The organism is Tardiphaga sp. P4_G1, from assembly GCF_056401215.1.
On record NZ_JBFUJU010000002.1, the window covers coordinates 419,666 to 434,449 of the forward strand.

At 62.3% G+C, this 14,784-nt stretch carries 13 protein-coding genes; 8 read left to right on the plus strand and 5 right to left on the minus strand.

All coding sequences use genetic code 11. From position 1 onward, the window contains the following. Positions 1–153 precede the first annotated feature (153 nt). The 4 genes from AC1DUY_RS06080 to AC1DUY_RS06095 all read left to right on the plus strand — a co-directional run bounded on the left by AC1DUY_RS06080 (position 154) and on the right by AC1DUY_RS06095 (position 5,754). Entirely contained in the window at positions 154–849 is a 696-nt protein-coding gene (locus AC1DUY_RS06080; RefSeq protein ID WP_309943519.1) for a Crp/Fnr family transcriptional regulator, read from the plus strand. 64 nt (positions 850–913) lie between these two features. Further along, the gene (locus AC1DUY_RS06085; protein WP_093757066.1) at positions 914–1,318 is read left to right on the plus strand and encodes a response regulator; all 405 of its coding nucleotides are present in this window, start codon (positions 914–916) and stop codon (positions 1,316–1,318) included. Between the two features lie 194 nt (positions 1,319–1,512). Further along, on the plus strand, positions 1,513–3,474 hold the full coding sequence (locus tag AC1DUY_RS06090; RefSeq protein WP_478113012.1) for a methyl-accepting chemotaxis protein: 1,962 nt from the start codon (positions 1,513–1,515) through the stop codon (positions 3,472–3,474). A 201-nt stretch (positions 3,475–3,675) separates the two neighbouring features. Next, the gene (locus AC1DUY_RS06095) at positions 3,676–5,754 is read left to right on the plus strand and encodes an ATP-dependent helicase (RefSeq protein ID WP_478113014.1); all 2,079 of its coding nucleotides are present in this window, start codon (positions 3,676–3,678) and stop codon (positions 5,752–5,754) included. On the opposite strand, the gene AC1DUY_RS06100 is transcribed toward AC1DUY_RS06095, so the two are convergent. Beyond that, positions 5,751–6,662 (minus strand): LysR family transcriptional regulator, encoded by a 912-nt coding sequence (locus AC1DUY_RS06100; protein ID WP_478113016.1) that lies wholly within the window; start codon positions 6,660–6,662, stop codon positions 5,751–5,753. The genes AC1DUY_RS06095 and AC1DUY_RS06100 overlap by 4 nt on opposite strands. A 128-nt stretch (positions 6,663–6,790) precedes the next feature. Between AC1DUY_RS06100 and AC1DUY_RS06105 the strand changes: the two genes are divergently transcribed. Further along, entirely contained in the window at positions 6,791–7,732 is a 942-nt protein-coding gene (locus tag AC1DUY_RS06105; RefSeq protein ID WP_478113018.1) for a ring-cleaving dioxygenase, read from the plus strand. Next, positions 7,729–8,367 carry an alpha/beta hydrolase gene (locus tag AC1DUY_RS06110; protein WP_478113020.1) on the plus strand — a complete coding sequence of 213 codons (639 nt, stop codon included), beginning with the start codon at positions 7,729–7,731 and terminating at the stop codon, positions 8,365–8,367. Before AC1DUY_RS06105 ends, AC1DUY_RS06110 begins: the two co-directional genes overlap by 4 nt. A 174-nt stretch (positions 8,368–8,541) precedes the next feature. Here the strand turns inward: AC1DUY_RS06110 and AC1DUY_RS06115 are convergent, their stop codons facing one another. The 3 genes from AC1DUY_RS06115 to AC1DUY_RS06125 form a co-directional block, all read right to left on the minus strand. Then, the gene (locus AC1DUY_RS06115; protein WP_478113022.1) at positions 8,542–10,239 is read right to left on the minus strand and encodes a thiamine pyrophosphate-binding protein; all 1,698 of its coding nucleotides are present in this window, start codon (positions 10,237–10,239) and stop codon (positions 8,542–8,544) included. Between the two features lie 208 nt (positions 10,240–10,447). After that, complete coding sequence (locus AC1DUY_RS06120) at positions 10,448–10,771, minus strand: hypothetical protein (protein WP_184511940.1); 324 nt, start codon at positions 10,769–10,771, stop codon at positions 10,448–10,450. Positions 10,772–10,913: 142 nt separating this feature from the next. Continuing rightward, positions 10,914–11,924, minus strand: coding sequence for a class 1 fructose-bisphosphatase (locus AC1DUY_RS06125; RefSeq protein ID WP_478113025.1), 1,011 nt, complete (start codon positions 11,922–11,924; stop codon positions 10,914–10,916). A gap of 155 nt (positions 11,925–12,079) precedes the next feature. Here AC1DUY_RS06125 and AC1DUY_RS06130 point away from each other — a divergent pair, with 155 nt between their 5' ends. Further along, a complete protein-coding gene (locus tag AC1DUY_RS06130) occupies positions 12,080–13,054 on the plus strand; it encodes a LysR family transcriptional regulator (RefSeq protein WP_478113027.1) in 975 nt (324 codons plus the stop codon). Between the two features lie 98 nt (positions 13,055–13,152). Next, positions 13,153–13,830: a biliverdin-producing heme oxygenase gene (locus tag AC1DUY_RS06135; RefSeq protein ID WP_478113029.1), complete on the plus strand. Its 678-nt coding sequence runs from the start codon at positions 13,153–13,155 to the stop codon at positions 13,828–13,830. Between the two features lie 6 nt (positions 13,831–13,836). Here AC1DUY_RS06135 and hemF read toward each other — a convergent pair whose 3' ends face one another. Continuing rightward, on the minus strand, positions 13,837–14,730 hold the full coding sequence (gene hemF, locus AC1DUY_RS06140; RefSeq protein WP_478113031.1) for an oxygen-dependent coproporphyrinogen oxidase: 894 nt from the start codon (positions 14,728–14,730) through the stop codon (positions 13,837–13,839). Between the last annotated feature and the right edge of the window lie 54 nt (positions 14,731–14,784).

Genomic DNA, 14,784 nt, shown 5'->3' on the forward strand with positions numbered 1-14,784 from the left:
ATGCACATCGGGATTGATGACCCCATCAATCCTCCCACTCACGCATGTGCGTTTTGATCTCTTATGCCGGCAATTTAACTAGATCTGGCGGGAACAATACAACCCTGAATAGATTTACGCTGACCTGCAAAGATCGATCTCCGGAGATTCGCGATGACACGGCTAGCTGCCTTGAAGGTTCCTGCTGTAGCCGAGTTCGATGCGCCGTATTTTCTGACCTGTCCCGGCATCGGAAGGGTTACGACCGACTACAAGAAAAACCAGAACATCTTTTGTCAGGGTGAGACGGCAGATTCTGTTTGCTACATCCTGAGCGGACGTATCAAGCTCACGGTCCTGTCTGAACAAGGCAAGGAAGCCGTCGTCGGCCTGCTCGAACCCGGACAGTTCCTCGGTGAAGGTTGCCTGAATGGTCATCCGCTGCGCACCGTCACAACGACGGCGATGGAAGACTGCACGATCGTTACCATCAACAAGTCGGCTATGCTCGCCCATCTGCGCGACGAGCCGGCTTTCGCAGAATTCTTCGTCGCCTATCTTCTGTCGCGCAACAACCGCATCGAAGAAGACTTGATCGATCAGTTGTTCAATTCAAGCGAGAAGCGCCTCGCGCGCCTGTTGCTGATCCTCGCTCACTATGGCGAGGGAGGCGCCAGCCATCCCATCGATATCGACATCAGTCAGGAAATGCTGGCGGAGATGATCGGCACCACGCGGTCGCGCGTCAGCTTCTTCATGAACAAGTTTCGTAAGCTCGGTTTCGTCAGCTATGACGGACATATTCAGGTCCACAGATCGCTGCTCGATGCGGCGTTTAACGAGAAGCCACATTTACAACGTGGCATGTAGCGATGCGTGCGTAACCAGACAACCATGCTCCGCACTGGCGCGACGGCATCCGGGGGACCGGCAGATGGCAAGCATCCTGATCGTCGACGATGACAAGGTCGTTCAGATCTTCACCAAATTGATGCTTGAGCGCGAAGGCCACCGCGTCACCTGCGCGAGCGACGGCCCGCGCGCGCGCCACATTCTCCGCAACACGGATTTCGATCTGCTCATCATCGATATCTTCATGCCCGGGATGAACGGGCTCGAGACGATGAAGCTGGCGCATCGGTGCCGTCCGGAGATCCCGATCATCGTCATGTCAGGTCACGCGGCCTCACCGGCAGGCGTGTCCGCGCCCGATTTTCTCGCGATGTCCACCGAGCTCGGCGCCGTCTGTCGCCTCCAGAAGCCCCTCAAATCGGCGGTTCTTCTCTCGCATGTGGACCGGTGCCTTGCGCCGGGGAATGGCTCGTCTCGGCTCCACTAGTATCGTCGCACATTCGATCACGACTGATGCTGGCATCGCCCGAAGCCAAAATCTGCTGCGGCATAATGGAATCATGATACCAGGATACCTACACATCAGAGGTAATTAAGGGCTCCTTCACTCGGCTTCCCTATTTTCACGTGGAATTTCAGTGCCGCAGCAAAATTGCTTGTCGCGGTCCAAGGGGCATGTCGATGCAAGCACTCAATTCTATTTCAGCACGTATGATTGTCGCCATCACGCTCGTCGCTGCCGGATCGTGCGGCGCGCTCGCTGCCTTCAGCATGTGGCAGCAACAGGCGATCATCGATACAGCCCTTAGTCGCGAAGCGCATGATGACTACGCCAATCTCACGGCAGCGCTGAATGCCGAAACGCGCACGCTGCTCGCAGTTGCCGAGTCGATCGCGTCGTCACAGCCGATCAAGGACGCCATCAAGGGGAACGATCGTGCCAGTGCGCTCGCGAATCTGAAGGAGGCCCATCAGCGTATCAAGCCGCGCGGCCTCGAACTGATCACCATTCAAACACCGCCGGCCATCAGCTTCGCCCGCATCCACAATCCCGGCACCTTCGGAGACAACGTTTCCGAGCGCCGCAAGATGGTGGTGCAGGCGATGACCAGCAAGAAGTCGGTCGGCGGCATCGAGCCCGGCCGTGATGCGCTCAACGTCTTTGGCGTAGCACCGGCGATGGATGGTGATACCATTCTCGGCACGATCGATGTCGGCGCTCCGTTCGGCAAGACTTTCGTCGACACCATGAAGTCGCGTTTCGGTGTCGATGTCGGCATTCACCAGATCGACGGCCAGGCCGGCAAGACGCTGGCGTCCACCCTGAAGTCGGCTGCTCCGGGTGTCGATATGCTGCGTCGCGCGCTTGCCGGCGAAGTTGTGACCCAATATGGCGAACTCGACAACAAGCCCGTTGCCACGACCTTCGGCGCAATCAAGAGCTTTTCGGGCGACAACATCGCCGTCTTCGAAATCACCCGTGATACCAGCGGATATCACAGCCTGATGCGATCCTCGCTGAATTGGCTGGCCATCATTTCTGCCTGCGTGCTGCTGCTCGCCGGTGCCATCGCAACCTTCATGGGCCGCTCGATGGCGAAGCCGATCCGCGCACTCGAAACTGCGATGCGGACCATTGCGGGCGGTAATCACACGATCGCGGTGCCGGGTGCAGGCCGCAAGGACGAGATCGGCTCGATGGCCGGCGCCGTCGAAATCTTCAAGACCGGGCTGATCGAAACCGAGCAGCTGCGCGCCGCCCAGGAAGAGCAGCGCGAGCGCGCCCAGCTTGATCGCCGCGACACCATGAGTGCTCTCGCCTCGCGCTTCGAGGGCAGCGTTGGTACCGTAGTCACCGCCGTTGGTTCGGCTGCCGGCGAACTCCGCACAACCGCGCAATCGATGGCGGCCACCGCCGAGGAATCGACCCGGCAGACCGCAGCTGTCGCGGCAGCATCCGAGGAGGCCACGCAGAGCGCTCAGGCGGTCGCCGCTGCTATCGAAGAGCTCAATGCCTCGATCAGCGAGATCGCACAGCAGGTCAACGAATCTGCCCGCGTCGCCGGCGATGCAGTATCGCAGGCCAACGTCACCAATAGCGAAGTGCAGAGCCTTGCGGAGGCCGCGCAGAAGATCGGCGACGTCGTCAAGCTGATTAGTGAGATCGCTGCGCAGACCAACCTGCTCGCACTCAATGCCACCATCGAAGCGGCCCGCGCAGGTGAAGCCGGCCGCGGCTTCGCCGTCGTCGCTTCCGAAGTGAAGGCACTGGCCACCCAGACGTCGAAGGCAACGGACGAAATCTCGGCACAGGTCGGAGCGATTCAGAGTGCCACGAAGCTCTCGGTGGGTTCGATCCAAAGCATCACCTCGACCATCGGCCGCGTCAGCGAGATCGCAAGCGCCATCGCCGCCGCCGTCGAGGAACAGGGCGCAGCCACGCTCGAAATCGCCCGCAACGTCGCCGAAGCCGCCCGCGGCACCGGCGAGGTCTCGCAAAACATTGCCGGCGTCAATGACGCCGCCCGCGAGACCGGCCTCGCCGCGTCGCGCGTGGTGGAGTCGGCCGCGGACCTGTCACGCAACGGCGAAGACCTCCGCACGCAGGTCGATGTGTTCCTCCGCGAAGTGCGGGCGGCTTAAGCCGCTACAAATTCGGATGTCATCGCCCGGCTTGACCGGGCGATCCAGTACAAGGCGCCGTCAGCGCATTTCGCAAGCAACCGCGTTTACTGGATCACCCGCTTTCGCGGGTGATGACAGCTGAGAAAAAAGCGCCTCAAACCGTCCATTGCGAACAAAGCGGGAATCAGCGAGCGTGATTCGTCACCTCGGATACACGCCTTGCTCGCCCAAGCCTCTTATCTCGACGCCCTCAATCCAGAACAACGCCGTGCCGTCGAGCATGGCGTGTTCCCGCATGGGAACAGCATCACGTCTGCTCCGCTGTTGGTCATCGCCGGTGCCGGTTCCGGCAAGACCAACACCCTCGCCCATCGCGTGGCGCATCTGCTCGTCAACGGCGCCGATCCGCGCCGCATCCTGCTGATGACCTTCTCACGGCGCGCGGCCAGCGAGATGAGCCGCCGCGTCGAGCGCATCGCGCGCCAAGTGATGGGCGACAATACCGGCGTCATGACCGATGCGCTGGCCTGGGCTGGCACATTCCATGGCATCGGCGCGCGGCTCCTGCGGGACTATGCCGAACAGATCGGACTCGATCCCGGTTTCACCATTCACGACCGCGAGGATTCCGCCGACCTGATGAATCTGGTCCGGCACGAACTCGGCTTCTCCAAAACCGAGACGCGCTTCCCGACAAAAGGCACATGCCTCGCGATCTATTCCCGCTGCGTGAATTCCGAGACCGAGCTCGATCAGGTGCTCGGCGCGTCCTATCCGTGGTGCGCGGCGTGGTCAGCCGAGCTGCGCGAACTGTTCGCCGGCTATGTCGAAGCCAAGCAGAAGCAGAACGTGCTCGATTACGACGACCTGCTTCTGTACTGGGCGCAGATGGCGAGCGAACCGCTGCTGGCTAGCGATATCGGCGGTCGCTTCGATCACGTGCTCGTGGACGAATATCAGGACACCAATCGCCTGCAATCGGCAATCCTGATGGCTTTGAAGCCCAACGGTGCGGGCCTCACCGTTGTCGGCGATGACGCGCAGTCGATCTATTCGTTTCGCGCCGCCACCGTACGCAACATTCTGGATTTCCCCGGGCAGTTCAGCCCGCCGGCTGACATCATCACGCTCGACCGCAACTATCGCTCGACGCAACCGATCCTGGCGGCGGCCAATGGCGTGATCGATCTCGCGCGTGAACGCTATACGAAGAATCTCTGGACCGATCGCGTCTCCTCCGCCAAGCCGCAACTCGTCACCATCCGGGACGAGACCGATCAGGCCCGCGCCATCGTCGCGCGCGTGCTCGACAATCGCGAAGGCGGCATGAAGCTGAAGGACCAGGCCGTGCTGTTCCGGACGTCGTCGCACAGCGGATCACTCGAAGTGGAGCTGACGCGGCGGAACATTCCATTCGTCAAATTCGGCGGCCTGAAGTTTCTCGACGCCGCGCATGTCAAGGACATGCTGGCGCTGCTGCGTTTCGTGGAGAACCCACGTGACCGGGTCGCCGGTTTCCGGCTGATGCAATTGCTACCCGGTGTGGGACCAGCTTCCGCACAGCGCGCGCTGGATCACATGATCGCGGCACCCGATCCGATCGACGCCCTCGCTCACGCGCCGGCCCCGCCCCGCGCAGCAACCGACTGGCGCGGCTTTGTCGAGGTCATTAGCGAGATCAAGTCACGCCGTGCGGGCTGGCCCGCCGAACTGGAACTGGCGCGGCGCTGGTATGAGCCGCATCTCGATCGCATTCATGAGGATTCGCTGACGCGTCGCGCCGATCTGATCCAGCTCGAAGCGATCGCGTCAGGCTATCCGTCGCGCGAACGTTTTCTCACCGAACTCACGCTCGATCCGCCCGACGCGACCAGCGATCAGTCCGGCGTGCCGCTGCTCGACGAGGACTATCTGATCCTCTCGACCATCCATTCCGCCAAAGGGCAGGAATGGAAGTCTGTCTATGTGCTGAATGTGGTCGATGGCTGCATGCCGTCGGATTTGGGCACCGGGACATCAGCGGAGATCGAGGAAGAGCGCCGGCTGCTTTATGTGGCGATGACGCGCGCCAAGGACGATCTGCATCTGATGGTACCGCAGCGTTTCTTCACCCACGGCCAGCACGCACAAGGTGACCGACACGTCTATGCGTCGCGCACCCGCTTCATTCCGGAAGCGCTGCTCGGCCTGTTCGAGCGCACAACCTGGCCGCAAGTGGCCGCCGCTGATCCCGCGCGCGCGGCGGCGCGGGGTGTGCGCATGGACATCAATTCGCGGATGCGCGCGATCTGGCGCTAGAGCTTCTCATCCCACTCCGGCACGCCGCTGAAGCGCGCCACCAGGAAATCGATGAACAGGCGCACCTTCACGGCGAGGTGCCGCGTCGGCGGATAGATCGCATAGAGCGTCAGCGGCGGCGCCTTGTAGGCGGAGAGTACACTGCGCAACGTCCCCGCACGCAACGCGTCGCCGGCAATGAAGGTCGGTAGCAGCGCGACGCCCCTGCCCTTGATCGCGGCATCGCGCAGTACTTCAGCATTGTTGACGCAGAGCGTCCAGCTCGGCTGGATCCAATGATCGTTGCCATCCCTGCCGGTCAGCTTCCACTGATTGCCCGTGAGTAGGAAGCCATAGGTGAGCAGCGCGTGGCTGCGCAGATCCTCCGGCAGCTTCGGTGTGCCATGTTGCTTGAGATAGTCCGGCGACGCGCAAACCGCGCGATCGATGGCGACGATTTTTCGCGCGATGAGACTTGAAGACTCCAGGTCGGCGATGCGAAGCGTCACGTCGAAACCGCCCTGCATCGGGTCGACCTGATCGTCCGACAGCACAAGCTGGATCTGCAGCTCCGGACACTGCGCCATGAAATCGGCAATGGCAGGCCCGAGCTGCAGCGTGCCGAATGACATCGGCGCATTGACGCGCAGCAATCCGCGCGGCGTCGATTGCGCCTGCGCCACCGCCTGATCGGCGGCATCGAGATCGGCGAGGATGGTCAGCGCGCGCTCTAAATAGGCCTGACCGTTCTCGGTCGCGCTGGCATGGCGCGTTGTGCGGTTGAGCAATTGCACGCCGAGGTCCTGTTCGAGCTCGCCGACATATTTCGAGATCGCCGAGCGCGACAGCCGCAGCTGCCGCCCTGCTTCGGAGAAGCTGCCGAGTTCGACGACTTTGACGAAGGCGCGCAGGCTGTTGAGCTTATCCATGGGGCATTCCTGACTGTCCCCAATTCATAGACAGTCATGTCACAAATGGCCAGATTGTCTTTGAACGGGGATGACCCAATTATCCCGGCAACGGAAGACGAGACGCCTTCCCAACCAGGAGACAGACCATGTCAGGCATCCACCATGTCACCGCAATCGCCGGTAACGCCTTGCGGAATTTTGATTTTTACACCCGCGCGCTGGGCATGCGCTTCGTCAAGAAGACCGTCAATTTCGACGATCCGGGCACCTACCACTTCTACTACGGCGATGAGACCGGCAAGCCGGGCACCATCCTGACCTTCTTCCCGTGGGAGCATGCCGCCCCCGGCCGCGGCGGCGTCGGCCAGACCCAGCAGACCTCGTTCAGGGTCCCGGCCCGCTCGCTCGGCTACTGGACGCATCGCTTCATCGAGAAGGGCATTGCCCATGAGGCGCTCGAAAAGCGCTTCGGCGAAGCCGTGCTGCCCTTCACCGATCCGGACGGCATGAGCCTCGCTCTGGTCGGCGTTGCCGGCGCGGAGAACGAGCCCGGCTGGAGCAGTGGCGACGTTCCGGCGGAGCACGCGATCCGCGGCTTCCATGGCGTGACGCTTCTGCTGGAGAAGGCCGAGAAGACCAGCGCGATCCTCACCGACGTGTTCGGCTTTAAGGAAACGGCGCGCGAAGGTTCGATCATCCGGCTGAGTGCCGACAGTGTCGAAGGCGGTATCGTCGATATCTATGAGGCCGGTGGTTTCCTGCCGGGCCGTCAGGGCCGTGGCTCGGTGCATCACATCGCCTTCCGCGCCGTCGATGATGCCGATCAGCAGGTGATGGCCAACAAGCTGGTGAAGACCCACGGCCAGCAGCCGACGGAGCAGAAGGATCGCAACTACTTCCGTTCGGTCTATTTCCGCGAACCCGGCGGCGTGTTGTTCGAGATCGCCACAGACATCCCCGGCTTTGCCGTGGACGAGCCCGTCGAATCCCTCGGCGAGCATCTGAAACTGCCCGCTTTTCTCGAAAAGCATCGCGGCGAGATCGAGCGCGTATTGCCGTCGCTTGACACGGAGAAGGTGGCGTCATGAGCAACGACCTGTCCCACATCCATCGCTTCGCGCCGGGCAACCGGCGCGAGGCAACGCCGCTCCTGCTGCTGCATGGCACCGGCGGTGACGAAAGCGACCTGCTCCCGCTCGGCGAGGCGATTGCGCCGGGTGCAGCACTGCTCTCGCCGCGCGGTCAGGTGCTGGAACACGGCATGCCGCGCTTCTTTCGCCGGCTCGCCGAAGGCGTGTTCGACGAGGACGACGTGCGGCGTCGGGCCAATGACCTTGCGGACTTCGTCACCGAAGCACGCAAGCGCTACGGGCTCAAAGCACCGATCGCGCTCGGCTATTCCAACGGCGCCAATATCGCCGCGGCAATGATGCTGTTGCGCCCCGAGGCGCTGGCCGGCGGCATATTGTTGCGGGCGATGGTGCCGCTACGTGACGCGCCGATGGCAGATCTCGCAGCCAAGCCGGTACTGATCGTGTCGGGCCAATCCGACCCGATCATCCCGCCGAGCAATTCGCAACGGCTGGCTGTGATGCTGACAAACGCGGGGGCCGATGTGCAGCATCGCACGTTGCCCGTCGGGCATCAGCTCTCGCAGGCGGATCTGACCATTGCGAAAGAATGGTTGGGGAATGTTGAAGCAACGAACCAAACCGCGGCATAACCTCTCCCCGCCAGCGGGGAGAGGTCGAAGGCGAGCGCAGCGGAGCCTTCGGGTGAGGGGGAGTTAGTGGTTTGCGCTTAAGTGTATCATGCGCTCCCCCTCACCCGGCTTTCACGCGCTCCGCGCGCTTCAGCCGACCTCTCCCCGCCAAGCGGGGAGAGGTAAGAAGGCCAATTACAAGTTCGCGCCGCTGAACATCTCGCTATACCAATCCGCGATCAGCTTCGGATTGATCCGGCCGTCGACGATGAACACCCCCTGCGCGCCATCGGCAACCCAACGCTTTACCGCATCGAGATCGGCGAGCGTCCGCACCACCACGCCATCGGCGCCATATCCGCGCGCGATGGCCGCAAAGTCGGTCACCGGAAACTGCGCCATGCCGGCGTTGTAGCCTTCCGGCCCGAAGTGATGCACTTCGGCGCTATAGGCGCTGTCGTTATAGATGAAGATGCAGATGCGCTTCTTCAGCCGCACCGCGGTTTCCAGCTCCGCAATCGACATCAGGAAGCCGCCGTCACCGACCGCGAGCACTGTCAGCCGCTCCGGCTGCGTCACTGCCGCACCGATCGCGCCGGCAAGGCCGAGGCCGATCGACTGGAACGCAATCGGAATGCACCAACCCTTGTGGTCCGGCGCGGAAATATAACGCGTCACCCAGCCGACGAAATGGCCGCCATCGACAACGACGGTGCGATCCTTCGGCAGGATATCGTCCATCGCCTTGCTCAGCGTGCGCGGATCGATGTGGTCGGCCGTGCTGGTGTCGTCATAGGCCAGATTATGATTCCCTCTGGCAGTCATCACCGCGGCAACCTCGGGCGTGCGCCAGCCGGCCTCGCTGGGCGGCGTCTTGTCAAACGCCTGCAACACGGCAGTGGCCACAGCGGAGGCATCGCCTTCAAGTTCGAGATCTACCGGACGATGCACGCCGATGCGGCCCTTCTCGACATCGATCTGCACGAGCTGGGCATAGTCCGAGATCAACTTGCCCTTCTTCGTGGTCCACATGTTCAGCGACATGCCGAAGGCGAGGATCATATCGCTCTGCGCGATCAGCTCAGCCGTCGCCTTCGACGAGAAGCCACCGGCCACGCCCAGATTCCATGGATGACCGGAAAACATCCCGTGCGCCTGCAGTGACGTCGCCAGCAACGCGCCAAGTCTGTCTGCCAGTTGAACCAGTAACGGCTGCGCATCGGCGACGACAGCGCCATGACCCGCCAGAATCAGCGGCCGTTTCGACGTCCGGATCGTCGCAACAAGTTCATCCAGCTTCGCCGGATTGATCGTGATCCGCGGCATGATAGGAAGATGCTTCTTTCCCATCGTCGCCGCGACCTGCATTTCCTGCACATTGATCGGCAAGCTGAGCACGACCGGCTTGCGCTCACGCAGAGCAACCGAGGCTGCTTTCCAGGTGTCGGCGTAAGCGCTCTGTGCATCGGTGATCTGCCGCCATTCGCCGCCGACCGCGTGAACGAGTTCCGACTGATTGAAGGCAAATGCCGACTGCTTGTCGCCGAGCACAACGTCACCTGCGAGAACCAGCAGTGGCGTGTCGCTCTTGGCCGCTTCGCCGATGCCGGTGATCGCATTAGTCAAACCCGGCCCGGCCGTTACGCTGACGATGGTCAGGTCGCGCGTCAGACGCGCCGCCACATCGGCCATGCTTACCGCACCGCCTTCGTGGCGCGCAGCGACAAACTCGACACCGAACTCGGTCAATCCGAGCGTCACCTTGAAGTTTGCGCCACCGACGAGACCGAAGCAGCGCTTGGCGCCGATATCGGCGATCGCGCGTGCAACTTCGCGCCAGACGGTCGAATTGGCCGGGGTGTGGTCGAGAACTGCAGCGGATGAGGATGTCATGAGGTCACTTTGCACCGATCGCGATCTCCTCGACATTCAAGGATCGGGCCAAAGTAGTTTAGGTCTAAAGGAATTGCCATATGTTGATCGCGCTGGCCCAATCACGTGACCGGGAGAGCGGAACAGACGCAAAAATGCCATCTGCGGTAATCCTCAGTGGCCAATTCCGCGTAAATGCAGCCTTATTTGAGGGCAGATCGACTGGCGGCTACGCCCGTCCGGCGATCACCATGCTGTGCAAATCGTCAGCCATCTTCGGCGCAGCAGCGCCTTCAAGCGACGATCGCAGGGCCTCGATATCGGCATCCGGGACCGGGCGCCATCCGCAGGGGCACTGGCCGTCCTGATGGGCAGCAGCAACTTCGCGATAGGTCGAACCGATCGCGGTGGCCAGAAGACGCATCACCACATCGGGCGCCAGACGCGAACTGTCGAGCACGCGGCAGAATGTCGTCATGATGGCCTGGTTGAGATAGGTCTGTGCCGAATTCTCATCGGTGATATCGGAGACCTTGACCTGCTGCGGAAGCATGCGCGTATCCTTTGCGACCCCTGCGTTTGTCTAGGCCGCGGTCGCGTCATGCTCAACCCGTTTCGGGACCACGGGCCTTAGAAGCCCTCAAGCCTATCATGTTTTGAATGGATCAAAACAGGATGTGTAGTGCAGGCCCTATCTATTCTGCTGCGGCCTGCGCTTGTCCCGCGCTGGCATCGAGATGCATGGCCTCGATACGTCTCACCTTGCTGATCGAACCCATGATCAACGGCACGCGCTGATGGATTGCCGTCGGCGCAAGATCGAGAATACGGGTACGGCCCGTGGTCGCGCCGCCGCCGGCCTGTTCGACGATGAAGGCCATCGGATGCGCTTCATAGACGAGACGTAGCCGGCCATCGGCATAGCCCTTGCGCGCATCGGACGGATAGAGAAACACGCCGCCCCGGATCAGGATGCGATAGGCCTCGGCGACCAGGGCTGCGATCCAGCGCATATTGAAATTCTTGCCGCGCGGGCCATCGACGCCGGCGAGGCACTCTTCGACGAAGTCGCGCACCGGCGCTTCCCAGTGGCGATGGTTGGACGCATTGATGGCATATTCCGAGCACTCGGCTGGGATCTGCACGCGCTGGCGAATGCGCTTGTAGCTCCCAGCGGCGCGATCGAGCGTGAAGATTTCGACGCCATCACCAAGCGTGAGGACCAGCGATGTCTGCGGACCATAGACGACGAAGCCGGCAGCAATCTGCGCGCTGCCCTTCTGCGTGAACGGCACAGCGTCCTTCGACGTCGGCATGATCGAGAAGATCGTTCCGACGGTCATATTGGTTTCGATATTCGACGATCCGTCGAGCGGATCGTAGGCGATCTCCAGCAGCCCGCCGCCGTCGCGGATATCCGCCGTCTCGGCTTCCTCGGAGGCCAGCGCGGCCCAGGACACCGGCTTCAGCGCGGTACGAACAATCTCGTCGGCGCGGACATCAAGATCCTTCTGCACGTCGCCATCGGCATTCTGCGCGCCCTGCGCCTCGCCGGTAATTCCGGCCAGCGCGCCGCAGCCGATCAGGTCGGAGATTTCGATGGAGGCCTTGGCGAAGGCATCGACCGCAGCAGCCACGGCCAGCCGCAGCGGGTCCTGTCCGGCGTAGTCAGCCGTATATCGGGACAGGGGCATGTGGTCGGTCATCGCAATCTCCGCAAAATACTGGGCTCCTTCTGGCACATGGCCGCGTCCGGAAGGCCCGGGAATGGCAGAAATGGGTCATTTTGCCCACAGATATTGACCCGCTGGGCCAAATAAAGGAACTTTCGTAAAAATCGGGCGGCGAAAGTTTTCCTTATATGACGAAGCGCTTCCGCGACATCTCGATCCGCCAGCTGCGTGCACTGACCGCGGTTGCCGCCAGCGGCAGTATTACGGCGGCAGCTTTGAAGCTGCGCCTGACACAGCCGGCTGTCACCTTGCAACTGCGCAACCTGCAAGGCCTCGCCGGCCTGCCGCTGATCCAGCGCACCGGCGACGGAATGGTCCTCACCGATGCCGGCCGTGAGGTGCTGGCGCTGTCGGAACGGATCGAGGCGGCGATGGCGGCCTGCGCGACATCGCTGGACATGATGGCCGGCAAGACCGGCGGGCGCATCTCCATCGGCGCCGTCAGCACCGCGAAATACTTCGTGCCCTTCGCCATCTCGGCCTTCGCGAAGCTCCATCCCAAGATCGAGATCTTGCTGACGGTCGGCAATCGCGAAGAGACCATCGCAGGCCTGCGCAACTACGATCTCGATATCGCGATCATGGGCCGGCCGCCGGCCGGAATCGACATGGATGTGAACCTGATCGGCGATCATCCGCATGTGATCATCGCGCCGAGCGACCATCCCCTCGCGGGCAAGGCGCGCCTCTCCATGAGCGATCTTGCAGGCGAGACTTTCCTGACGCGTGAGCCCGGCTCGGGCACGCGCGGGTTGATGGAGCAATTGTTCGAGAGCGCAGGCTTGCGCGCCACGATCGGCATGGAGATGGACAGCAACGAGACCATCAAACAGGCCGTGATGGCCGGGCTCGGCATCGCCTTCATCTCCGCGCATACGGTGGCCACCGAACTGGAGCAGCGGCGACTGGCGATGCTGGACGTGATCGGCCTGCCGATCATCCGGCAATGGTTCGTGCTCAACCGCAAGGACAAGGTGCTGCTGCCGCCGGCGCAGGCGATGCGCGCATTCCTCGCCGCTCAGGGCGCGCAGTTCCTGCCTGCGACGGAAGCCGGCAAATCTGCGCCGGCGCGCCGCAAGTCTCGTAGCCGCGCGGCGCTATAGCGACCGACCTGGCCTCACCTTGTAGCATCCGGCGAGGGTGATATGGTGTCGCCAGCCCGAGCGCCAACACATCCCTTTATCAGTCATCGGAGAATTCAATGCCTGCTGCCTCGGCAGATAGCACTGCGCCCGTCAGCGTCGTGACCGCCCTTTATCTCGGCACCAAGGTGCTTCACACCGAAGCCGAGCGCTCCGGCATCATCAAGGACATGTTGCGCGGTGACGTCAGCCGCAAGGGCTATGTCCTGCTGCAGCGGAATCTGCTGGCCGCCTATCAGGCGCTGGAAGCCGGACTTGAGAGCCATCGCGACACGCCTGTGCTCGCCGCACTCGCCCAGTATCGGCTCGATCGTGCATCGGCCATGCAAGCCGATCTCAATGTGCTGTGCGATGGCGATTTCTCGGCAGTGCCGATACTGCCTGCCGGCGAAGCCTATGCCAAGCGCATCGCGGATGCCGCCAAGGGCGACGGCGAATTGCTGATTGCCCACGCCTATACGCGCTATCTCGGCGATCTCTCCGGCGGCCAGATTCTCAAGCGCCTGCTCGCCAAGAAGCCCGGCCTCGCGCCGGAGGAATTGTCGTTCTACGATTTCCCGGCCTATGCCGATCTGGCTGCATTGAAGTCGGACTATCGCAACGCGCTCGATGAAGCCGGCAAGCTCTCCAAGAATCCGCAGGCGATCATCGATGAAGGCTCGGTCGCGTTCCAGCTCAACACGGATCTGTCCTGGGCCGTGCAGGGTGCGATCGAACAGGCGCCGAGCGCAGCCTGATCGACCTTACTTCCAGCTGACCAGCGGCGGCATCGAGCTCAGAATGTTCTCGACGTTGCCGCCGGTCTGCAGGCCGAACATCGTGCCCTTGTCGTAGAGCAGATTGAACTCGACATAGAGGCCGCGCGTTTCGAGCTGCTGCGCGCGCTCTTCCTCGGTCCAGGCTTCCTGCATCCGTGCACGCACGATGCGCGGATAGACATCGAGGAAGGCGGAGCCGACATCGCGCGTGAACGCGAAGTCCTTCTCGAAATCACCTGTGTTGAGCTGATCGTAGAAGATGCCGCCGACGCCGCGCGCCACGCCGCGATGCGGCAGGAAGAAGTAGTCGTCGGCCCAGGCCTTGAACTTCTTGTAGTAAGCGGGGTCATGCGCATCGCAGGCGCCGCGCATCGCATCATGGAACGTGATCGTATCCGGCGCATCGGCCTTGCGCTGCTCGGGCAGCATTGGCGTCAGATCTGCACCGCCGCCGAACCAGCCCACCGCCGTCGACAGAAACCGCGTGTTCATGTGCACGGTCGGCACGCGCGGGCTGCGCGGATGCATGATCAGGCTGATGCTGCTGGAGACGTAATCGAGCTGCGATCCGCCGCCGGGCATTTGCCGCGCCATTTCCGGCGACAGCTTGCCGTTCGCGCTTGAGGTGTGGATGCCGATCTTCTCGAACAGGCGACCGCCCGAGAGGAAGCCGCCGACGCCGCCGCCGATGCCCGTCGCGCGGGTCCACGGCTTGTAGGTGAAGGTGGCCGGCGCGCCTGGGAACAGCGCCTGCGGCGCCTCGCGCTCCAGCGCCTCGATCTCGGCGCAGATGCGGTCGCGGAGGGATTCGAACCAGACCTTGGCGCGGGTGCGGTTCTGTTCGATTTCTGGACTGACGATCGGGGTCATGATGTTCATGGTCTTTTCGCTCATGATGTTCGTACAGTCTATATGCCGCCTGCGGCGCGATGA